Origin of the sequence: Enterobacter genomosp. O, assembly GCF_001022965.1 — a bacterium.
Taxonomy (GTDB): domain Bacteria; phylum Pseudomonadota; class Gammaproteobacteria; order Enterobacterales; family Enterobacteriaceae; genus Enterobacter; species Enterobacter cloacae_L.
Genome location: NZ_LECZ01000027.1, coordinates 741,667 through 763,295, shown reverse-complemented (window position 1 = coordinate 763,295; position 21,629 = coordinate 741,667). Strand labels below are relative to the sequence as shown.

The 21,629-nt window shown below is 55.9% G+C and carries 23 protein-coding genes; 9 read left to right on the top strand and 14 right to left on the bottom strand.

Annotated elements, in window-relative coordinates; translation table 11 throughout:
- Positions 1 to 117 precede the first annotated feature (117 nt).
- The 3 genes from ABR39_RS22385 to sodC all read left to right on the top strand — a co-directional run bounded on the left by ABR39_RS22385 (position 118) and on the right by sodC (position 1,901).
- Positions 118 to 357, top strand: a complete 240-nt coding sequence (locus tag ABR39_RS22385; protein WP_008500587.1) for a DUF1289 domain-containing protein — start codon at positions 118 to 120, stop codon at positions 355 to 357.
- 48 nt (positions 358 to 405) lie between these two features.
- Positions 406 to 1,302: an aldo/keto reductase gene (locus ABR39_RS22380; RefSeq protein WP_047348795.1), complete on the top strand. Its 897-nt coding sequence runs from the start codon at positions 406 to 408 to the stop codon at positions 1,300 to 1,302.
- A gap of 80 nt (positions 1,303 to 1,382) precedes the next feature.
- The gene (gene sodC, locus ABR39_RS22375; protein ID WP_047348794.1) at positions 1,383 to 1,901 is read left to right on the top strand and encodes a superoxide dismutase [Cu-Zn] SodC; all 519 of its coding nucleotides are present in this window, start codon (positions 1,383 to 1,385) and stop codon (positions 1,899 to 1,901) included.
- On the opposite strand, the gene ABR39_RS22370 is transcribed toward sodC, so the two are convergent.
- Genes ABR39_RS22370 through ABR39_RS22360 form a run of 3 tightly spaced genes read right to left on the bottom strand, consistent with a single transcriptional unit; the run spans position 1,880 to position 5,012 of the window.
- A complete protein-coding gene (locus tag ABR39_RS22370) occupies positions 1,880 to 3,913 on the bottom strand; it encodes an FUSC family protein (protein WP_047348793.1) in 2,034 nt (677 codons plus the stop codon). The two genes, sodC and ABR39_RS22370, sit on opposite strands and share 22 nt — an antisense overlap.
- On the bottom strand, positions 3,910 to 4,773 hold the full coding sequence (locus tag ABR39_RS22365; RefSeq protein WP_047348792.1) for an efflux RND transporter periplasmic adaptor subunit: 864 nt from the start codon (positions 4,771 to 4,773) through the stop codon (positions 3,910 to 3,912). The genes ABR39_RS22370 and ABR39_RS22365 overlap by 4 nt, the downstream gene beginning before the upstream one ends.
- 2 nt (positions 4,774 to 4,775) lie before the next feature.
- Positions 4,776 to 5,012, bottom strand: coding sequence for a DUF1656 domain-containing protein (locus ABR39_RS22360; RefSeq protein ID WP_047348791.1), 237 nt, complete (start codon positions 5,010 to 5,012; stop codon positions 4,776 to 4,778).
- Between the two features lie 186 nt (positions 5,013 to 5,198).
- On the opposite strand from ABR39_RS22360, the gene slyA reads away from it, so the two are divergent.
- Positions 5,199 to 5,639, top strand: a complete 441-nt coding sequence (gene slyA / locus ABR39_RS22355; RefSeq protein WP_024909359.1) for a transcriptional regulator SlyA — start codon at positions 5,199 to 5,201, stop codon at positions 5,637 to 5,639.
- A 35-nt stretch (positions 5,640 to 5,674) separates the two neighbouring features.
- On the opposite strand, the gene ABR39_RS22350 is transcribed toward slyA, so the two are convergent.
- On the bottom strand, positions 5,675 to 7,036 hold the full coding sequence (locus ABR39_RS22350; RefSeq protein WP_047348790.1) for a sensor domain-containing diguanylate cyclase: 1,362 nt from the start codon (positions 7,034 to 7,036) through the stop codon (positions 5,675 to 5,677).
- Positions 7,037 to 7,235: 199 nt separating this feature from the next.
- A complete protein-coding gene (gene slyB / locus ABR39_RS22345; protein WP_047348789.1) occupies positions 7,236 to 7,703 on the bottom strand; it encodes an outer membrane lipoprotein SlyB in 468 nt (155 codons plus the stop codon).
- Positions 7,704 to 7,958: 255 nt separating this feature from the next.
- Here slyB and anmK point away from each other — a divergent pair, with 255 nt between their 5' ends.
- The 5 genes from anmK (at position 7,959) to pdxY (ending at position 12,542) form a co-directional block, all read left to right on the top strand.
- The gene (gene anmK, locus ABR39_RS22340) at positions 7,959 to 9,083 is read left to right on the top strand and encodes an anhydro-N-acetylmuramic acid kinase (protein ID WP_047348788.1); all 1,125 of its coding nucleotides are present in this window, start codon (positions 7,959 to 7,961) and stop codon (positions 9,081 to 9,083) included.
- Positions 9,084 to 9,176: 93 nt separating this feature from the next.
- On the top strand, positions 9,177 to 9,500 hold the full coding sequence (gene mliC / locus ABR39_RS22335; protein ID WP_047348787.1) for a C-type lysozyme inhibitor: 324 nt from the start codon (positions 9,177 to 9,179) through the stop codon (positions 9,498 to 9,500).
- 57 nt (positions 9,501 to 9,557) lie between these two features.
- Positions 9,558 to 10,214 carry a pyridoxamine 5'-phosphate oxidase gene (gene pdxH, locus ABR39_RS22330; RefSeq protein WP_024909355.1) on the top strand — a complete coding sequence of 219 codons (657 nt, stop codon included), beginning with the start codon at positions 9,558 to 9,560 and terminating at the stop codon, positions 10,212 to 10,214.
- Positions 10,215 to 10,339: 125 nt separating this feature from the next.
- Positions 10,340 to 11,614 (top strand): tyrosine--tRNA ligase, encoded by a 1,275-nt coding sequence (tyrS, locus tag ABR39_RS22325; RefSeq protein ID WP_047348785.1) that lies wholly within the window; start codon positions 10,340 to 10,342, stop codon positions 11,612 to 11,614.
- 67 nt (positions 11,615 to 11,681) lie between these two features.
- Complete coding sequence (gene pdxY, locus ABR39_RS22320) at positions 11,682 to 12,542, top strand: pyridoxal kinase PdxY (RefSeq protein WP_047348784.1); 861 nt, start codon at positions 11,682 to 11,684, stop codon at positions 12,540 to 12,542.
- Between the two features lie 89 nt (positions 12,543 to 12,631).
- Here the strand turns inward: pdxY and gstA are convergent, their stop codons facing one another.
- From gstA to rsxA, 9 genes are all read right to left on the bottom strand, one after another.
- Positions 12,632 to 13,237 carry a glutathione transferase GstA gene (gstA, locus tag ABR39_RS22315; protein ID WP_047348783.1) on the bottom strand — a complete coding sequence of 202 codons (606 nt, stop codon included), beginning with the start codon at positions 13,235 to 13,237 and terminating at the stop codon, positions 12,632 to 12,634.
- 100 nt (positions 13,238 to 13,337) lie between these two features.
- Complete coding sequence (gene dtpA / locus ABR39_RS22310; protein WP_047348782.1) at positions 13,338 to 14,846, bottom strand: dipeptide/tripeptide permease DtpA; 1,509 nt, start codon at positions 14,844 to 14,846, stop codon at positions 13,338 to 13,340.
- Between the two features lie 590 nt (positions 14,847 to 15,436).
- Entirely contained in the window at positions 15,437 to 16,072 is a 636-nt protein-coding gene (nth, locus tag ABR39_RS22305) for an endonuclease III (RefSeq protein ID WP_042719087.1), read from the bottom strand.
- On the bottom strand, positions 16,069 to 16,755 hold the full coding sequence (locus ABR39_RS22300) for an electron transport complex subunit E (RefSeq protein WP_047348781.1): 687 nt from the start codon (positions 16,753 to 16,755) through the stop codon (positions 16,069 to 16,071). Before ABR39_RS22300 ends, nth begins: the two co-directional genes overlap by 4 nt.
- A gap of 2 nt (positions 16,756 to 16,757) precedes the next feature.
- Positions 16,758 to 17,378 carry an electron transport complex subunit RsxG gene (rsxG, locus tag ABR39_RS22295; RefSeq protein ID WP_047348780.1) on the bottom strand — a complete coding sequence of 207 codons (621 nt, stop codon included), beginning with the start codon at positions 17,376 to 17,378 and terminating at the stop codon, positions 16,758 to 16,760.
- 10 nt (positions 17,379 to 17,388) lie between these two features.
- Positions 17,389 to 18,441 (bottom strand): electron transport complex subunit RsxD, encoded by a 1,053-nt coding sequence (rsxD, locus tag ABR39_RS22290; RefSeq protein WP_047348779.1) that lies wholly within the window; start codon positions 18,439 to 18,441, stop codon positions 17,389 to 17,391.
- Complete coding sequence (gene rsxC, locus ABR39_RS22285; RefSeq protein WP_047348778.1) at positions 18,442 to 20,472, bottom strand: electron transport complex subunit RsxC; 2,031 nt, start codon at positions 20,470 to 20,472, stop codon at positions 18,442 to 18,444. It lies immediately after the preceding gene.
- Positions 20,465 to 21,043: an electron transport complex subunit RsxB gene (gene rsxB / locus ABR39_RS22280; protein ID WP_028012918.1), complete on the bottom strand. Its 579-nt coding sequence runs from the start codon at positions 21,041 to 21,043 to the stop codon at positions 20,465 to 20,467. The genes rsxC and rsxB overlap by 8 nt, the downstream gene beginning before the upstream one ends.
- Complete coding sequence (gene rsxA, locus ABR39_RS22275) at positions 21,043 to 21,624, bottom strand: electron transport complex subunit RsxA (protein ID WP_008500564.1); 582 nt, start codon at positions 21,622 to 21,624, stop codon at positions 21,043 to 21,045. The genes rsxB and rsxA overlap by 1 nt, the downstream gene beginning before the upstream one ends.
- Between the last annotated feature and the right edge of the window lie 5 nt (positions 21,625 to 21,629).

The window sequence follows — 21,629 nt, the reverse complement described above, 5'->3', positions numbered from 1 at the left end:
CGAGTATAGAGAGGGAAGATTAGTGAAACCTTAATGCCACAAATCTGTGGTAAAGCCCTTGCACGTGGCGCGTTTAACGTCTTCACTGTAGGTGAGAGTGATTATCTGGAGGTGAGTGTGGCAGAGCAGCTGGAGTTTTTCCCCATCCAGAGCCCGTGCCGGGGTATTTGTCAGGTGGATGAACGCGGATATTGCCGCGGGTGCATGCGTACCCGTGATGAGCGTTTTAACTGGCAAAACTTTAGCGACACGCAAAAACAAGAGGTGCTTCGCCTTTGCCGACAGCGACTTCTGCGCAAAATACGCGCAAACAAAGCCGGTGAGACCGAAGAACCGCAGCAGCCTTCACTTTTTTAACACGGTAATTGCGTATACTCATGACATTACGTCCTTGAGGAAAATGTTATGGTTCAGCGAATTACCCTTGCCCCCCAGGGGCCAGAATTCTCCCGCTTTGTGATGGGCTACTGGCGCCTGATGGACTGGAATATGTCCCCCCTCCAGCTGGCGAGCTTTATTGAAGAGCATATCGATTTAGGGGTCACCACCGTCGATCATGCGGATATTTACGGCGGCTACCTGTGTGAAGCCGCCTTCGGCGAGGCGCTCAAGCTGGTTCCGGCTCTCCGCGACCGCATGGAGATCGTCACGAAGTGTGGGATAGCCACCACGGCAAAACCTGAACATGCCCTCGGCCATTACATCACCGACAGCGCGCATATCATCAAGAGCGCCGAGCAGTCGCTGGTCAATCTGGCGACCGATCGTATTGACCTGCTGTTAATCCACCGCCCGGACCCGCTTATGGATGCCGATGAGGTGGCGGAAGCCTTCCTGAATCTGCATCAGAGTGGGAAAGTGCGTCACTTCGGCGTTTCAAACTTTACCCCGGCGCAGTTTGCGCTGCTTCAGTCACGTCTGCCGTTTACCCTGGCCACGAACCAGGTTGAGATCTCCCCGGTACACCAGCCGCTGCTGCTGGATGGTACGCTCGATCAGCTGCAGCAGCTGCGCGTTCGCCCGATGGCCTGGTCGTGCCTGGGAGGCGGGCGCCTGTTTAATGATGATGAATTCCAGCCGCTGCGCAACGAGCTTGAAACCATCGCCCGCGAACTGAACGCTGAGAGCATCGAACAGGTGGTTTACGCGTGGATCTTGCGCCTGCCGTCAAAACCGCTGCCAATTATCGGTTCCGGCAAAATAGAACGCGTGCGTTCTGCGCTGGCCGCAGAAGAGCTGCAGATGACCCGTCAGCAGTGGTTCCGCATCCGCAAGGCCGCGCTGGGTTACGACGTGCCATAAACCGCCAGAAGGTGACTTTCCGGTGAAATCTTTGCCCCTGGTATACACTTAAGGGGCAAAAAATAACCAGCGGAGGTCATATGAAGCGTTTTGCTCTGGCACTGGTCACGCTGGTTGTTTGCGCAGGGGCGCAGGCAGCCAGCGACGAAGTGGAAATGAATCTCGTCACCTCTCAGGGTGTAGGCCAGTCCATCGGAACGGTGAAAATCACTGAAACCGATAAAGGACTGGAGTTCGCCCCCAACCTCAAAGCACTCCCTCCCGGCGAACATGGTTTCCACGTTCATGCTAAAGGCAGCTGTCAGCCCGCATTAAAAGAGGGCAAACCGTCTGCGGCGGAAGCGGCAGGAGGTCACCTTGATCCACAGCACTCCGGCAAGCATGAGGGCCCGGAGGGGCTGGGGCATCTGGGCGATTTGCCCGTGCTGGTGGTCAATAACGACGGTAAAGCCACAGAGCCCGTTGTTGCGCCGCGTTTGAAAAAGCTGGATGAGGTGAAAGGTAAAGCGCTGATGATCCACGTCGGCGGCGACAATATGTCCGATCAGCCTAAACCGCTTGGCGGCGGCGGGGCACGTTATGCCTGCGGCGTGATCTGATCCCCAATCGTGCCCGGTGGTGGCGCCTGTTCCAGCTGCGACAGCGAGCAGTGCAGGCGCCAGATGATCGACGCCAAATCGCGGGCTGCGGGCAGATGATGTCGTGCCAGGGTATCGCAGATCCGCTGCAGTTCATTCAGCGTGGTTTCCAGCGGTCGCTGCTGGACGCCGCGCTCGCTCATTACATCGCGCAGCAGGGAGATACACACATCCCGCACCTGCGACAGCGGATCGGAACGCGTTTCCCACGCGCGAAGCTGCCAGACCACGTGCGAACAGTTCAACAGCACGACGCCCCAGCGCAACAGCCAGCGCCGTGAAAGCGCGTCCTGGCTGTTATTCAGCTGGCTGACGTGGTGATAAACCAGCGATTCATATTCGCTTTCACGCAGATGCGGTTTACGGCTGAGCTGGTCGACAAATCCCCGCCGTAACTCCCTGATATGCCTGCGGCTCTTGCGCGCATCGGAGCCGGGACGTAACACCGCGAAAGCAAGCCACGCCAGCCCTACGCCCAGGATCTTTGCCAGGTTGTCATTGAGAAAATCGGCGTAATCGTAAACCGGCGGATTCGTCACGGAGATAAACGAGCCCATAAAGACAATCAGCTGTCCCCAGAGACCGGCCAGTTTAGGCATTTGCAGCTTCAGAAGCTGCATAGTGGTTAGCAGGGGGAACAGGAACAGCAGGAATTGCCACAGATCGCTTATCTGCACCATCAGGCCAAACTTCACCACAAAGCTGAAGAGTGACAGCAGCACCAGCGTGCGCAGCAGGAGCGTCAGGGAGTTGAACGGCGAGGCCGCGACGGAGTAAAGCACGCAGCTGATGGCGGCAAGCGTCAGGGCCGCCGTACCGGATTCCCACTGCGTGGTGATGCTCCACGCACCCACCAGCATCAGCGCGCAGAAGGTGCGAAAACCGCTCCACAGCGCTTCCAGATAGTCGGTATGTCTTGCTAGCGCCGGGCTGCAGGGGACGTTAAATTCTGTCAACGGGGTAGCATTCTCGACCGCATTAATCCAGCGACTGCTGCGCAGGTAGAGCCGGCAAAAGTAGTTCAGACGCTGCCAGAAGGCGCGATGGCGGTAGTCGTACTCATCAACCGGGGCGAGCGGGGCAATAATCCGCGCGACCGTGTAGATGTCTGCATCCGGGCGCGCAAGGGCCGCGAGTAGCGTTTCAATTACGGCCCGGGTGTTTTCAGGTGGCGTTGGCCAGTTGAGCAGCATCCGGCGCAGGCTGGAGATTGCGCTGGTCATGCGCAGCTGCTGGTGCAGTAAATAATTAAGCAGGGTGTTCTGGCGGCGAAAGCGATAGTGGCTCCAGAAGGCCTGAATACGCAGCAGATTCATCGTCAGGATCTGCCCGATAACCTTTTCATGCGCGAGGCGGATGTCATCGCTGGTAACGGGTTGCCACAGCAGGCTCGCATGCTCCAGCAAGCGGGCATGCATCGTTTTCAGCGCGGTGATGAGCGCAGTGCCGTCGGAGGTGCTGGGCAGGATCATCATCATGAAGCCGCCGCTGAGGATCCCGACAATGACTTCACAGACGCGCGCCTGAGCGATATCCCACAGCTCGGTGGTGTCGAGCACGTTAACCACCGGAAAGGCAATAATGGCGGCGGTATAGCCCGCCAGCTGGAAGGCGTAGGCGACGTTATTGGTAAAATGGGCGCAGGCCCAGGTACAGCATCCCAGCCATGCCGCCATGCTCAGCAGGAATAGCCACGGGTCGTTCAGCGTATGGCCGGCGATAATCAACGCCGCGGTGGCACCCAGCAGGCTGCCTGCGATACGGCCGAGGCTTTTACTGATCACGCCGCCGACCGTGGGGAAACTTACCACCGCGGCAGACGTCATCGCCCAGTAGGGTTCATCCAGGTTCAGATAATAGGCGACGGTCAGCGCAAGACACATGGCGATGCCATTTCGCAGCGCATAGCGCCACTGGGGGCGCGTCGCTTTCAGCCACGGCGTGTTTTGCCAGGAGAAAGCCGGCAGCTTCACTCGCGGGTTCCGATGGAGACGGTGCAGGTGGTGCCGGATACCAGAGTGATGTCCTGCGGTAAACGATCAAACTCCACGCGAACCGGAACGCGCTGGGCCAGGCGCACCCAGGGGACGTTCGGCTTAATGTCCGGCACCAGCCCTGAATCCGTTTCAACGCTTTGGTCGTAAATGGCCCGACCAATGCTGGATACGTGACCCTGTAACTTTTGCGAGCCGCTGTAAAGCGTTATCGCGGCAGGCGAACCCTCGCGGATATGGCGGAGCTTGGTCTCTTCAAAATAGCCCACGACGTAGAAGGAGTGGCTGTCGACGAGGGCAAACACGGGTTGTCCTGTGGTGGCATAGTTCCCGACGCGGGCGGAAAGGTTGGTCACCCAGCCATCAACCGGTGCGGTAATGACGGTTTGGGTCAGCTCCCACTGAGCCTGTTTTAGCGTGGCTTCGGCAACGTTGACGCTCGCCTGCATGGCCTTGACGTTGATATTCGCGGTGTCTAAATCTTCCGCTGAAATGTAATTTTGCGATAAATGCCGGCGACGGTTGGCCTCATTGTTGGCTTTCGCTAAGTCAGACTGGGCTTTCGCCAGCTGCGCCTCGGCATTCAGAATCGCGATATGGTATGGGGTATCGTCGATCCGGAATAAAACCTCACCCTTTTTAACGTACTGGTTATCCTTAACGAGCAGCGTCGTGATACTTCCCGACACCTGAGGAGTGATGCTGACCTGTTCAGCGCGAATTTTGCCGTCGCGTGTCCAGGGCGACTGCATATAAAAATTCCACATCCACCAGCCCGCAACCAGCGCGAGGGCAAGGACAAACAGGGTGGAAAAGTACTTAAGCGTTTTCAGGGGCATAGTCACCACACCATCAAGACAGCAAGGCCCACACATACGGCGAGGGCAAACAGGGAAAGATCCATCAACATGGGATGCCAGATTTCGCCGGAGTACATCCAGTCGCGAAGCAGACGATGTGCGATGAGCCAGAGAATAAAGCCCACCAGAACGGCTTTAAACAGGGGAGGAAAGTAAACTGACGCACCGAAGATCAGGTCCTGAAGGGGTAAACCCTCTGAGCGATGAAAAAACGTCACGGGCAGAAATCCTTTGCAGTGAACAGAATGCCGCGTTGGCTTGTCTTAGTATGATGAAGCATCACAATTCAGTGTAAGTCATACTTTTAAGTTCGATGAATGCAGTATTGCATTTGTTTTGGCAATACAAATGCTGCACACTATTCTAAAATCAGTATAATAACTTAGCAAGCTAATTATAAGGAGATGAAATTGGAATCGCCATTAGGTTCTGATCTGGCAAGGTTGGTACGCGTCTGGCGTGCTCTGATTGACCATCGCCTGAAACCTCTGGAATTAACACAGACGCATTGGGTCACGCTGCATAACATTCATCAGCTGCCGCCCGATCAGTCGCAAATTCAGCTGGCAAAAGCGATAGGGATTGAGCAACCGTCGCTGGTGCGCACGCTTGACCAGCTGGAAGAGAAGGGGTTGATCTCCCGGCAAACCTGCGCCAGCGATCGTCGCGCTAAGCGGATTAAGCTTACCGAGAAAGCGGCGCCTATCATCACTGAAATGGAAGCCGTGATTACCAAAACGCGCGGTGAAATCCTGTCAGGCGTTTCACCGGCAGAGCTGGAGATGCTCATCAGCCTCATTGGACGCCTTGAGCAAAATATCCATGAGCTGCAGTCGCGCGACTGACGAACAACAAGGCCTTGCAGCAGCAAGGCCTTTTTTTACTTAAAGACGACCACACGATTACGACCTGTCTCTTTCGCTTCATACATCGCTTTATCAGCATTCTCCACGCACGTTTCCGCGGTTATCGTCGATGATGTGGCCGTAAATACCCCCATGCTGATGGTGATCGGCTCCGGTAACTGACCCCCGCTGCGGGTGCTATCAAAGCTGCTCAGATGCAACCGTATGCGTTCCGCCACCCGGAATGCCGCCTCTGATGAGGTGTTAGTCAGCATCAGAACAAACTCTTCCCCCCCAATACGCGCTGCGATGTCCTGCGGGCGGACGGAATCCATCAGCAGGTTGGCGACAAACTGCAGGACTTTGTCGCCCTGGAGATGCCCGTAGGTGTCATTGATACGCTTGAAGCGATCGAGATCGCTGACGATGACGGAAACAGGGCGGTTGGCTTTGGCGATATCCAGCGCCTGATTTAACGATTCATAGAAATAACTGCGGTTATAAAGGCGCGTGAGCGGGTCGCGGATCGAGTTCTGATAGGACTGTTGATATTTTACGTGCGAGTCGCGATACAGCCTGAAGACATCGTAAAGCAGCACAAAAATAATCAGCAGCGTGGCGACCGTTTCAAATAACCGGGCGCGATACCACGATATATCTTCGGCATGTCCACCCGCTAACAGCATTGATAGCGTGACGATATAGCAGACGCAGAGGAAATTACCGCCCACCCAGAATAAATTGCGCACGCGGGTAACAAACATCAGCGTTGCTAATGTCACCACCCACAGGACAATTAAAGAAATATTAATGAACTGGCTCCAGAGAACCATAAACTGACGGGTTTCATTATCAACCAGGTCAATGGATAACAATGGTGAATGACTGGAATAGAGCCAGGCCAGCCCCACTGCGCAGGCGGTAAAGAGAAACGCGCCGCTCACTATTGAGATATGCGCCAGCCGGGAAACGGGATAATCGCGCGTGGTATAGAGTATTGCAGCAATCAGTATCAGCACCGCCATTAAGAGATGGCGGAACATATAGTAAATCATCGCATCGTTGTAGTTCACGACGTTGAACTGATAGAGGTCCAGCCAGGCTGGGAAGCTGGACAGCGTTCCAACCATCAGCAATGCCGAACCGGCAAAGGCGAAAGCGATCGCTATCAGATATATGCGTCGTCTGTCACACCAGTATTTCATCGCCATAAAACAGGCAATAAACAGGTGAAACACCAGCAAGAAAATGGTGAGCGTAGGGAATAAAAGTGGTGAAAAGGAAGGCACCCATTCAACGAGTTTTAAAAATAGAGTTTGTAATATCCCGATGACAACAATGCAGCCGAGGCAGAACGCGATATAACGACTCTTTAGAGAACGACGATTCGCAAGCATATTGGTTTCTGACAAAATTATGAACAATGAAGAAAAGGTAATTGCGAACAGTCTAATCAATTAGTGCAATAAATACTTTGCGCAGAAACAATATACGGCGTGATTAATAATTGATGGGGTGAATGTATTTTGTAAATATATTCGTGAGGATTATATATATTGTAAATGGATGTGGCCAAATGGCCACATCCCTCTTTTATTAACGCGGGGAAACGGTCACCTGGCTTCCGTTGCTTGCCAGAACAACACGCTGGCCTGCAGAGAAGCGAGTGTTGCCTTGTTTCTGTACAACCATGATGGTGCTGCCGTCATCTTTACGAATTTCCAGCTCTACGCCCTGCGTTTTGTTCATCGCACCCTGAACGCCCTGGCCTGCTACACCACCCGCAACGGCGCCTGCGGCCGTTGCCAGAGAGCGGCCAGTACCGCCGCCAACGGTGTTACCCAGGAAACCACCCAGAACGGCGCCGCCGATGGCGCCCATCACGTTGTTTTCATCGCCACCCTGAATCTGTACAGGGCGTGCGTTAACAACGGTACCGTAAGTCACGTTCTGAACCTGCTTCGCTTCAGAAGCGCTGTAAACGTCGCCAGAGAGTGAACTGTCGTTCACACAGCCAGCCAGAGTTAAACCAATCAGCGAAACGCCCAGTACACGTAAAATCATTTGAATCTCCTGTTCACCAAAAACGCCCCATCGGGGGCATCCGTTATGGCTAAATTATATGGCATAAGGGGCCATAGTTCATATCTTTGCACTAACAATAGGAAAATTGTACTTGAATTTGACTTAACGAGACATAAACAGGATCCGCCCGTGCTACCCGTCTGACATTGTTAAAAAATATTATCGCCGCATGGCAAAGCGGCGCCGTTTATGGTTGAGTGGATATCCTTAGCCCACGCAACGTAAGGAAAGCGCATGAAATCGGGTCGCTACATTGGTGTGATGTCAGGCACCAGTCTGGATGGGGTAGATGTCGTGCTGGCCGCCATTGACGAAAACATGGTGGCGCAGCAGGCGAGCCTGACCTGGCCAATCCCCATTTCACTGAAAGAGGATATTCTGAGTATCTGTCAGGGGCAGCAGCTGACCCTCTCCCAGCTTGGACAACTCGATGTCCGCCTGGGGGCGCTGTTTGCGGATGCGGTGCAGGCTTTGATGCAAAAAGAACATCTTCGCCCGCAGGATGTGGTGGCCATCGGATGTCACGGACAAACGGTCTGGCATGAGCCCACCGGCGATGCCCCGCATACGCTGCAAATTGGCGATAACAACCAGATTGTGGCGAAAACGGGCGTCACGGTGGTCGGCGATTTTCGTCGTCGCGACATTGCGCTTGGCGGTCAGGGTGCGCCGCTGGTGCCGGCGTTCCATCAGGCGTTGCTGGCACACCCAACAGAGCGGCGGATGGTGCTCAACATTGGCGGGATTGCTAATCTGTCGATGCTTATCCCAGGGCAGCCGGTCCGCGGGTACGATACCGGCCCCGGCAATATGCTGATGGATGCCTGGATCTGGCGTCAGTGCGGCCAACCGTATGATAAAAACGCGGAGTGGGCGAGCGAGGGGAAAGTGATTCTCCCGCTGTTGCAGTCCATGCTAAGCGATCCTTATTTTGCCTTACCGGCGCCGAAAAGTACGGGACGTGAATACTTCAATTTAAGCTGGCTTGAGCGCCAGCTGGCGCCATTCCCGGCACTCGCGCCGCAGGATGTTCAGGCGACGCTTGCTGAGCTCACGGCCATGTCGATCTCCGAACAGGTGCTTCTCAGCGGCGGATGTGAACGCCTGCTGGTGTGCGGTGGGGGAAGCCGCAACCCGCTGGTGATGGCGCGTCTTGCGGGTCTGTTGCCGGGTACCGAAGTGTCGACGACCGATGAAGCCGGCATCAGTGGGGATGACATGGAAGCGCTGGCCTTCGCCTGGCTTGCCTGGCGCACCATTGCCGGACTGCCGGGCAACTTGCCGTCGGTAACCGGCGCGCGCGAGGCGAGCGTGCTCGGGGCGATCTTCCCGGCCAATCCGCGTCATAATCAGAGTTAACTGAAATTCAGCGCGGCGCGTCGTCGTTAGAATGGAATGAAACAGGAGGGCAGGCATGCCCTCCAGGACCAGGAAAGTCTTCGGAATACGCCCATGAAAAAACTTCTTCTTATTGCCGCCCCTTTGTTGCTGTCAGGATGCAGCGTCTATAACCAACTCGTTGAGCGCATGCAGACCGATACGCTGGAGTATCGCTGTGACGAAAAGCCGCTGACCGTGAAGCTGAATAATCCACGCCAGGAAGCCAGCTTTGTTTACGACAATAAGCTGTTGACACTGAAGCAGGGCATGTCGGCCTCCGGCGCGCGCTATACCGACGGTATCTATGTGTTCTGGTCAAAAGGCGACAGCGCCACGGTCTACAAACGCGACCGCATTGTGCTGAATAATTGCCAGCTCGAAAACCCGAAGCGTTGAGATTTTCACAGGGGCGGCGCACAATAGCGCCACCCAATCTCAATGTCAGCTAACGCCATGTCAGATAACGACGAACTGCAGCAAATTGCGCACCTGCGCCGTGAATACACCAAAGGCGGCCTGCGCCGTCAGGACCTTCCCGCTGAACCCCTCGTGCTTTTTGAACGCTGGCTGAAGCAGGCCTGCGAAGCGAAACTTGCCGACCCAACGGCGATGGTTGTCGCGACGGTAGATGAAAACGGCCAACCGTATCAGCGCATCGTATTGCTCAAGCATTATGACGAGAAAGGACTGGTGTTCTATACCAACCTGGGCAGCCGCAAAGCGCATCATTTAGAAAACAATCCGCGTATCAGTCTCCTGTTCCCCTGGCACATGCTGGAACGTCAGGTGATGGTGACAGGCAAAGCGGAACGTCTCTCGACGCTGGAAGTGGTGAAGTATTTCCACAGCCGTCCGCGTGACAGCCAGATTGGCGCCTGGGTATCAAAACAGTCCAGCCGCATTTCTGCCCGCGGCGTGCTGGAAAGTAAATTCCTTGAGCTAAAGCAGAAGTTCCAGCAGGGTGAAATCCCCCTGCCGAGTTTCTGGGGCGGTTTCCGTATCCCGATTGAGCAGATGGAGTTCTGGCAGGGCGGCGAACATCGCCTGCACGACCGCTTTTTATACCAGCGCGAGAATGGCGGCTGGAAAATCGACAGACTGGCACCGTAATCCCCGAAATTTGTTGATTTAAGCGCTAGCGCACACCGCGCTTGCGCTTTATTCTATGGTCCTTTCGCATCAGGCGAAAAGTCGTGTACCGGCAAAGGTGCAGTCGTTTATACATGGAGAATTTGATGGCAAGCAGTAACTTGATTAAACAATTGCAAGAGCGGGGCCTCGTGGCCCAGGTGACGGACGAGGAAGCGTTAGCAGAGCGACTGGCGCAAGGCCCGATCGCGCTCTATTGCGGCTTCGATCCCACCGCTGACAGCTTGCATTTGGGGCATCTTGTTCCATTGTTATGCCTGAAACGCTTCCAGATGGCAGGCCATAAGCCTGTTGCCCTGGTGGGCGGCGCGACCGGTCTGATTGGCGACCCAAGCTTTAAAGCCGCCGAGCGTAAGCTGAATACTGAAGATACCGTGCAGGAGTGGGTGGATAAGATCCGCAAACAGGTTGCACCGTTCCTCGACTTCGACTGTGGTGATAACGCCGCGATTGCCGCGAACAACTACGACTGGTTTGGCAACATGAACGTGCTGACCTTCCTGCGTGACATCGGTAAGCACTTCTCTGTTAACCAGATGATTAACAAAGAAGCCGTGAAGCAGCGTCTGAACCGTGACGATCAGGGCATCTCCTTTACCGAGTTCTCTTACAACCTGCTGCAGGGGTATGACTTTGCCTGCCTGAACAAACTGCACGGCGTTTCCCTGCAGATTGGCGGTTCTGACCAGTGGGGTAACATTACCTCCGGTATCGATCTGACTCGTCGCCTGCATCAGAACCAGGTCTTTGGTCTGACCGTTCCGCTGATCACCAAAGCTGACGGCACCAAATTCGGTAAGACCGAAGGCGGCGCGGTATGGCTCGATCCGAAGAAAACCAGCCCGTACAAATTCTACCAGTTCTGGATTAACACTGCGGACGCCGATGTGTATCGCTTCCTGAAGTTCTTCACCTTTATGGACATTGAAGAAATCAATGCGCTGGAAGAAGAAGACAAGAACAGCGGTAAAGCGCCACGTGCTCAGTATGTGCTGGCGGATGAAGTGACCAAACTGGTCCACGGTGAAGACGGTCTGGCCGCGGCAAAACGCATTACGGCAAGCCTGTTCAACGGTACCCTGAGCGATCTGAGCGAAGCGGACTTCGAACAGCTGGCGCAGGACGGCGTGCCAATGGTTGAGATGGAAAAAGGGGCGGACCTGATGCAGGCGCTGGTGGACTCTGAGCTGCAGCCTTCCCGCGGTCAGGCGCGTAAAACCATCGCCTCTAACGCGATCACCATCAACGGTGAGAAACAGGCTGATCCGGAATATACCTTCGTTGACGGCGACCGTTTGTATGGCCGCTACACCCTGCTGCGTCGCGGTAAGAAAAACTACTGCCTTGTCTGCTGGAAATAATTAACAGTCTCGAGGGGCGTGGGAAACCACGCCCCTTTTTGTTTTTTCAGGGTTTGGTAAGCAAAAAATGAAGAACATCCTCGCCATTCAGTCCCACGTTGTTTTTGGACATGCGGGCAATAGCGCAGCGGAATTCCCGATGCGCCGCCTGGGCGTCAACGTCTGGCCCCTCAATACCGTGCAGTTTTCCAACCACACGCAGTACGGCAAATGGACCGGCTGTGTGATGCCGCCTTCGCACCTCACAGAGGTTGTGCAGGGTATTGCCGATATCGACCAGCTCAAACGCTGTGACGCCATACTGAGCGGTTACCTGGGCTCGGCGGAGCAGGGGGAGCATATCCTCGGCATCGTCCGCCAGGTTAAAGCAGCAAACCCGTCGGCAAAATACTTCTGCGACCCGGTCATGGGGCATCCGGAGAAAGGCTGCATCGTAGCGCCTGGCGTTGCCGAATTCCACGTCCGCCATGCGCTGCCCGCGAGCGATATCATTGCGCCAAACCTGGTCGAGCTGGAAATTCTCTGCGAGCGTCCGGTTAACAGCGTAGAAGAGGCGGTAAGCGCGTCTCGTGAGCTGATAGCCCAGGGGCCAGAGGTTGTGCTGGTAAAACACCTCGCGCGCGCAGGGATGAGTCAGGACCGTTTTGAGATGCTGCTGGTGACGAAAGACGACGCATGGCATATCAGCCGACCGCTGGTGGATTTTGGCGTGCGGCAGCCGGTGGGGGTTGGTGATGTCACCAGCGGTCTGCTGCTGGTGAAACTGCTGCAGGGGGCGACGCTGCGCGACGCGCTGGAGCACGTGACTGCGGCAGTGTATGAAATCATGATTGCGACGAAAGCGATGCAGGAATATGAACTGCAGGTGGTTGCGGCACAGGATCGTATCGCGAAGCCGGAGCACTATTTCAGCGCAACGCAGCTTTAGACATAGCCCGGCGGTGCTGCGCATGCACGGGCCTACGGAAGTTGTAGGCCGGGTAAGCGCAGCGCCACCCGGCAACACAGGCCGCTCGGTTAGTTCAACCCTTCCGCTTTCAGCGCCGCAGCCACCGCAGGGCGCTCCGCCACGCGTTTCATATACGATGCGATATGGTCTAACCCTTCGAGATTCAGCTTAACCGCGCGCGCCCAGCGCAGCACGGTGAAGAGATACGCATCGGCAATCGTGAAGCGCGACCCGCCAATCCACTGATCGTTCTTCAGCGATGCGTTGACGTACTGGAGTTTTTTCTCCAGCAGGTCACGCAGGGTTGGTTTGAACTCTTCCGGCGTATCCGGACGGAACAGCGGCGTAAAGCCTTTGTGCAGTTCGGTCGCAATATAGTTCAGCCATTCCAGCGTCTTGTAGCGCGAAATCGTGCTGACCGGCGCCAGCAGCTGGCGATCCGGCACGCTATCGGCCAGGAACTGCATAATCGCGACACCTTCAGTCAGCAGAGTACCGTCATCCAGCAAGAGCGCCGGAACTTGTCCCTTCGGGTTAATGGCAAGATAGTCATCGCCGTTTTCCAGACGTTTTTTCATCAGATCAACGCCATCCAGCGTGAAATCTTTGCCGCTCTCGCGCAGGGTAATATGGGAAGCAAGAGAGCACGCGCCCGGTTTGTAGAACAGTTTCATCGGTAACTCCTTTTTGCTGAGATTTCAGCTATGTTAGTGCGCGAAAGGATAAAAAAAAAGCCGCTAATAAGCATTAGCGGCTCGTCGTTTCTCAATAATATTACGCGGTAGCGGTTTTGGTCGCTTCAGCTGTTTTGTCGTCATCCTGAGTCATACGATTCAGTTTCGGAGCGGTCAGCAGCATCAGAACCGCAATAACCGCAGTCGCGATACCAATCTGCATGAACACGGTGCCGTACACGTTCAGGGAAAGCAGTGGGTCAGTCACGTTTTCCGGAACCGCCATCAGGTTAGCAATCTTACCTGCAATGATTGCCGCACCCGCAGTGGTCAGGAACCAGCTACCCATAATGAAGCCCATCAGACGCTGCGGCACCAGCTGTGCAACCATTGCCAGGCCCAGACCGGAGATCATCAGTTCGCCGATAGACTGCAGCGCGTAGCTCAGGATCAGCCAGTTAACGGACACGATACCGGCGTCGGTGGCAAATTTGGTACCCAGCGGCAGCACCAGGAAGGCGCAAGAACACAGCACCATGCCCACGGCGAACTTGTGCGGCATTGGCAGACGGTCGCCCATCTTGTTATAGATAGCGGCCAGAATCGGGGAACCAATCATGATCCAGAACGGGTTCAGAGCCTGGAACTGCTCCGGCTCGAACGCGATACCGAGGATTGAATGTTCAACGTTACGGATAGCGAAGAAGTTCAGAGAAGTTGGCATCTGGCTGTACAGCACGAAGAAGATAATCGCTTCCAGCATCAGGATGAACGCCACAATCATCTTACGACGGGCAGCCCCCTGCATGGCGAATGCTTCTTTCGCAAAGATGACCACGATACCCAGCGCAACCACGCCCAGAACGGCACGTGCGATACCCTGGTTGTGCAGCAGCCAGGTAGCGATTGCGGCAAGGATCACCACGCCCACGATGGTCGCCAGCAGTTTGCCCATGTGCACAGGCTCGAAGTCAGGTTTTGAACCGTAGTCTTTAACCCAGCTGCGGCAGAACAGGAAGTTCACCACGGTGATCAGCATACCGACGAAGCTCAGCGCGAACGCCACGCTCCAGCCGAATTTCGCCGCCAGCCATGGGGTCGCCAGCATAGAGAAGAACGAACCGATGTTAATGGACATGTAGTACATGGTGAATGCACCGTCCAGACGCGGATCGTCTTTGTTATAGCAGGTAGAGAGCAGGGAGGACGGGTTCGCTTTGAACAGACCGTTACCGACGGCAATCGTCGCCATACCCATATACACCACAGCGGCATCGTGCCCTGACCATGCAACCAGGCCATAGCCAATCGCCAGGACAATGGCACCCAGCATGATGACGCGTTTCGTTCCGAGAACTTTATCGCCCAGCCAGCCGCCGATAGCAACCAGGCCGTACACCAGAGCACTGAAGGAGGAGAACAGCGTGATGGAATCGGCTTCGGACATACCCAGCTGTTTTACCAGGTAAACCGCCATGATCCCTTGCAGGCCGTAATAACCAAAACGCTCCCATAACTCGATTGAGAAGATGAGATAGAACGCTTTAGGTTGTTTAAAAGCGTTAAGACTCACGCTTTCATCTGTTGGTTTATTGTTTGCAGTCGACACATATACCTCTTTTTTTACATCCCATATTAACGGGGGTGTTCATCGCGTGAAGGCCGTAGCCCATCCGCCTTATAGTTATATTGGGAGGAGAAACGGCGGGTAATGTTCACTATCCTGTCCCATCTGGCAATACGTTTGTAATAATCTGTTACATATATCTGGAGTGGTATAATCGTCGGTTCACACAAATGTTATTCAGCGTTAAATTTCATACGATGAGTAAAGGTAGTTTTTTCGTCTGGCAATTACCCTTTATTACCGGCTTGTGGCGATATGTTCTGCTATTTGCCGTTTGTTCCAGTCATATAGCCCATAATCTGAAAAAACACTGGTCTTATCTTCGGTTTTGGGTCGGAGATATCTTATGCCACAGAGGGTTTAGGTAGACTTTGACAACAAAAAATCAACATGAAGTTATCAGAGTGATCGCGATCACATATGTATAGAAATTTTTGGCTATGAAAAAACTATTAACCTGTTTGAGCGTTAAACGACCGAACAAGTGACAGGTCAGGGGAATTGAATGTCGAACAAATAACGGCCAAAAGAAGAGCATGCGATTACCCTTCTTTTGGTAAGGGGTTGGATAATCAGGAATAGACTTTTTCTTTGTACTCGCAGAGATCTTCAATAATGCATGAGCCGCAGCGAGGCTTACGGGCAATGCAGGTATAACGCCCGTGCAGAATCAGCCAGTGATGGCAATCAACCTTAAATTCGGCGGGAACCACTTTTAACAGCTTCTCTTCGACCTGCTCGACATTTTTCCCCGGCGCAAAGTTCGTCCGGTTAGACACCCGGAAAATATGCGTATCAACGGCGATAGTGGGCCAGCCAAACGCGGTGTTAAGCACCACGTTCGCCGTTTTGCGCCCCACGCCAGGTAAGGCTTCCAGCGCTGCGCGGTCCTCCGGCACTTCGCCCCCGTGCTGCTCGAGCAGGATCCGACAGGTCTTAATGACGTTCTCGGCTTTGCTGTTAAACAGGCCGATGGTTTTGATGTAGGACTTCACGCCTTCCACGCCCAGCTCCAGCATGGCCTTCGGCGTATTGGCAACCGGATAGAGCAGGGCGGTAGCTTTATTGACGCTCACGTCGGTAGCCTGCGCAGAGAGCAACACGGCGATCAGCAGCTCAAACGGGGAGGTAAAATTCAGCTCCGTCGTCGGATGCGGGTTCTCGTCCCGCAGACGGGTCAGGATCGCAATGCGCTTTTCTTTATTCATGTGGCCTTCTCGGGTATCCCTTCCTGGACGCTGCGCTCAGCCGCGCGGCGCTTACGTTTTTCATCAATCAGGTATTTTATCGCCAGCATCATGCCAAGGCCAATAAACGCGCCAGGTGGCAGCATAGCCAGCAGGAATGGCGTATCGGTATGGAACACTTCAATGCGCAGCGCTTTGGCCCAGCCGCCGAGCAGCGCGTCCGCGCCGTCAAACAGCGTACCGTTCCCGAGGATCTCGCGCAGCGAGCCCAGCACGAACATGGCGCACGTGGCGCCCATGCCGATGGAAAAGCCATCCAGTGCCGACATGGCCGGGCTGTTTTTCACCGCGAAGGCTTCCGCACGACCGACCACGATACAGTTGGTGACGATAAGAGGAATAAAGATCCCCAGCGACTGGTACAGGCCGAACGCGTAGGCGTTAATCAGCATCTGGACGATGCTGACCACCGACGCAATGATCATGACGTAAATCGGAATACGGATTTCCGACGGCGTCCAGCGGCGCAGGGCAGAGATGGAGAGGTTGGTCAGGGTCAGCACCAGCGTGGTCGCCAGACCCAGACCGAGCGCGTTGGTGGCGGTGGACGTCACCGCCAGCAGCGGGCACATCCCCAGAAGCTGTACCAGCGCGGAGTTGTTCTTCCACAATCCCTGGACGATAACTTCTTTAACCTGGCTCATGATTACTCCTCACAGGCCGGAAGATTGTTGATTTGCGCGGGCAGCGTTTCAGCATACAGCCCGGCTCGTTTTACGGCGTTCACCACCGCGCGCGGCGTGATGGTCGCGCCGGTGAACTGGTCGAACTCGCCGCCGTCTTTCTTCACCGCAAACGCGGTATCCCCTTCGCCATGAATAACTTTACCGGCGAAGTGCAGGATCCAGTCACTCAGACGGGTTTCAATTTTATCGCCAAGACCCGGCGTTTCATGATGTTCCGTCACGCGGGTGCCCAGTATCGTGCCCGAGAAATCGCTGCCGACGAGCAGCTGAATGGCGCCGGAATAGCCGTCGGGCGCCGTCGCTTCCATGACCGCGCCTACCGGTTTATCGCCTTTGCGGGCGATAAAGAGGCGATGCGTACCTTTCCCAAGCTGCGGCGCGTCTACCACAAAGCAGCTTTTTTGCAGGTCATTATCGTAGAAATCGGACGGGATCACCTGATCGAACAGCGCTTTTTGCTGCTTCGTGGCCTGCTCTTCTATCGTGGTTTTAGTCAACGCATTGACCAGGGCCGTCAGGCCCGTCAGAACCGCGGCGAAGACAGCCAGCGTGACGCCGTGTTTTTGCATCGTTTTTAGCATGGCGAAACCCTTAGCGATGGCCGTACACGCGCGGACGCGTGTAATAGTCGATGAGCGGAACGGTAATGTTGGCGAGCAGGACGGCAAAGGCCACGCCGTCCGGGTATCCGCCAAAGCTGCGGATGAGCCATACCAGCAGCCCTGCCAGCGCGCCGAAGATCAGGCGCCCGCGGTTAGTCGTTGACGCCGTAACCGGATCCGTCAGGATAAAGAAGGCACCCAGCATGGTCGCCCCGGAGAGCAAGTGCATCTGCGGGCTGGCCAGTGATTCAGGAGAGAATACCCAACCCAGCGTGGCGCAGACCGCCAGCGTCACAAGGAAGCTGACCGGAATATGCCAGCGAATGGCCTTTTGCTGCAGCAGGAACAGACCGCCCAGCAGATACGCCAGGTTGACCCACTGCCAGCCGGCCCCCGCCAGCATGCCGCTGTAGATGGCGGATTTCATAATCTGCTCAACGCTGTGCCCGGCATGCAGGGACGTTTTAAACGTATCGAGAGGCGTCGCCTGGCTAATGCCGTCCACGCCCATACGCAGGGCGTTCATATCAGCGCCGAGCGCCGTATGGCCGGTGAAGATAACGTGCAGGGCATCCATAAAGCCCGGAACCGTGGCCGCAATCTCGTGCGGCGGCAGCCAGCTGGTCATCTGCACCGGGAAGGAGATCAGCAGCACCACGTAGCCAATCATCGCCGGGTTAAACGGGTTATGGCCCAGGCCACCATACAGCTGTTTGGCAATAATCACGGCGAAAACGGTCCCGAGAACCACCATCCACCACGGTGCAAACGGCGGGATACTGATGGCCAGCAGCAGTCCGGTCAGCAGCGCGGAGTTGTCGGCAAGAATGCGGGCAACGGGAATCTTGCGCAGCTTGAGCACAAGGGCTTCCGCCGCCAGGGCGCTGGCACAGCCTAGGATTATCTGGAACAGGGTTCCCCAGCCGAAAAACCAGCACTGAACGGCAATGCCCGGCAGCGCCGCCAGGCAGACCAGCATCATAATGCGCGACGTCTGGCGCTGATTGTGGGTGTAAGGGGAACTTGCGATTCTGAAAACCATTTAATCCTCGTTAACTGCTTTCTGTGCGGCTTTCTTCGCCTGAACGCGCGCGATGGCGGCGGCAACGGCGGCCTTGCGCGGGTCATCGTTGGCGGCCTGCGGTTGCTCTTCCTGCTGCGCTGCCTTACGGGCTTTGGCGCGGGCAATTGCCGCTTCGACGGCGGCTTTGCGCGGGTCGACCGGTGGTGCTTCTGCTTCTGATTCTGCCGCTGGTGCCTGCTGCGCGGCTTTTCGGGCTTTGGCGCGAGCAATTGCCGCTTCAACGGCGGCTTTGCGTGGATCGACCGCTTCCTGCTCGACGACCACCTGCTGCTCTCCGGCTTTGCGGGCTTTGGCGCGGGCAATCGCCGCTTCAACGGCGGCTTTACGCGGATCGACTTCAGCACCCGCCTCGGCCGTTTGCGCTTTTTCAGCCTGACGGGCGCGCGCTGCGGCCTTGCGTGCTTCACGCGCGGCAATCGCTTCGCTGTTGTCAGGTTTCTCACCAGCCGGGATTACGACAGGCTGCGCTGCGGTCGCTTTTTTCTCGCGAACGCGCGCCAGTGCGGCGTTAATCGCATCCTGATCTTTCTCGCCTGGCTGAACGGCGGCCTGCTTATGGCGCTCCTGACGGGCGATTTTTTCGCGTTCGAGTCGCGCCTGACGCGCTTCAAAGCGCGCCTTGGCTTCCGCAGCGCGTTTTTCTTCCATTGAGATGGCATAAATTTCAGCCTTCTCCTGGCGGAAATATTGCACTAGCGGAATGTTGCTTGGGCAGACCCAGGCGCAGGCGCCGCATTCGATGCAGTCGGCCAGATTATGGGCTTTCGCTTTATCGTGCAGCTGGCCTTTGCTGTACCAGTACAGCTGCTGCGGGAGCAGATCCGCCGGGCAGGCATCGGCGCAGGCGCTACAGCGGATGCAGCCTTTCTCTTCCTGCTCTTCGCCCATCTCGGTCGGTGAAGGTGCGAGCAGACAGTTGGTGATTTTAACTACAGGCACATCGAGCCACGGCAGGGTAAAGCCCATCAGGGGGCCACCCATGATAACCATCTGGTCGCTGCCCGGGCAGAATTCAGCCTGTTCCAGCAGATGACGCACTGGCGTACCCAGACGCGCCCAGACGTTACCCGGGCGAGAGACCGATTCACCGGTCAGCGTTACGACGCGCTCGGTTAACGGCTCGCCGTCAATCACCGCGCGCTTCACGGCATACGCGGTGCCGACGTTCTGCATCAGCACGCCGATATCCGAAGAGCGTCCGCCGTGCGGAACCTGCTTGCCGGTGAGAATTTGCGTCAGCTGTTTTGCGCCGCCAGAGGGGTACTTGGTTGGAATGACGCGCAGGCTGATATCATGGCTACCGGCCAGCACGGCGCGCAGCATAGAGATAGCCTGCGGTTTATTGTCTTCAATACCAATCAGCACTTCCCGCGGCTGCAGAATGTGCGCGAGGATGCGGATACCTTCCACCACCTGGGCGGCACAATCCTGCATCAGACGGTCGTCGGCGGTGATGTACGGTTCGCATTCGGCGGCGTTGATAATCAGCGTCTGAATCTTATCGCCACCGCCGCGCAGCTTGACCCCGGTAGGGAAGCCTGCGCCACCCAGACCAGCCACGCCGAACTGATGAATTCGCTCGATGAGCGCTTCGCGGCTGTGGGCGCGGTAGTCGCTCCAGCCGTCACGATCGATCCAGCGGTCTTCGCCGTCGGCTTCAATAATCACGCTCAGTTCTGAGAGCGCTGACGGATGAGCCACCGTATGAGGGGCGATGGCCGCTACCTTACCGGAGGTTGGGGCGTGTACCGGCAGCATACGTCCGCGACCAAAGGTCAGCGGCTGTCCGCGAAGCACGGTATCGCCTTCTTTCACGCACAGCTCACCCTCAGCACCGATGTGCTGCTTGAGCGGCATGACGTAGCGCGTCGCCAGCGGAATTTGACGCAGCGGGGTGCCGTTGGACTGGGTTTTCATTTCCGGTGGATGAATACCGCCGTCAAAGTCCCAAATCTTCTCTTTTCTGAAAGCAGAAAATAACTTAAGCATGTTGTTCCACAGGAATATTGCGAACCGGAATGGTTTGAAGATCCCACTTCCAGCTTTCGGTAGTCGTTTCAACCGGGCGCAGCTCGATACATTGCGTCGGGCAGGGGGCCACGCAGAGGTTACAGCCGGTGCACAGATCCGCCACCACGGTGTGCATGGCGCGGGTTGCGCCAACAATGGCGTCAACAGGGCAGGCCTGAATACATTTGGTGCAGCCAATGCAATTCGCTTCGTCGATCACGGCCAGGGCGCGTACCGGCTCCTGCACCTCTGCATCGCCGTCAACGGGCTGCGGATCAACGTTAAGCAGGGCCGCGATTTTCAGCATCACCGCTTCGCCACCGGGGGCGCAGCGGTTAATTTTTTCACCCTGAATCCCTACCGCTTCGGCATAGGGGCGGCAGCCGGGGTAGCCACACTGGCCGCACTGGCTTTGCGGCAAAAGCTCGTCAATTTTCTCAACAACAGGATCGTCCTCTACCGCGAAACGGCGGGAGGCGTAACCCAGGATAAGGCCAAACACCAACCCCAGAACGCTGATAGAGGCGATGGCAATCCAGATAGCATTCATTACAACTTCACCAGACCACTAAAGCCCATAAAGGCCAGAGACATTAAACCTGCGGTCACCAGCGCAATCGCGTTACCGCGGAAGGGCGCTGGAATATCCGCTGCCGCCAGGCGCTCGCGAATGGAGGCGAACAGCACCATGACCAGCGAGAAACCGACTGCCGCAGAAAAACCATACAGCGCCGACTGCATAAAGTTATGGCCGAGGTTGATGTTCAGCAGCGCCACGCCCAGTACGGCGCAGTTGGTGGTGATCAGCGGCAGGAAGATACCCAGCAGGCGATAGAGCGCCGGGCTGGTTTTGCGCACCACCATTTCGGTAAATTGCACCACTACCGCGATAACCAGAATAAAGGCCAGCGTACGGAGATAGGTTAAGCCCAGCGGGATGAGGATCCAGGTATCGATCCACCACGCGCAGATGGACGCCAGCGTCATAACGAAGGTCGTCGCCAGTCCCATACCCATAGCCGTTTCCAGCTTTTTGGAAACGCCCATAAACGGACACAGGCCAAGGAACTTCACCAGAACGAAGTTGTTCACCAGCACGGTGCCGACAAAGAGCAGTAAGTAATCGGTCATTATTT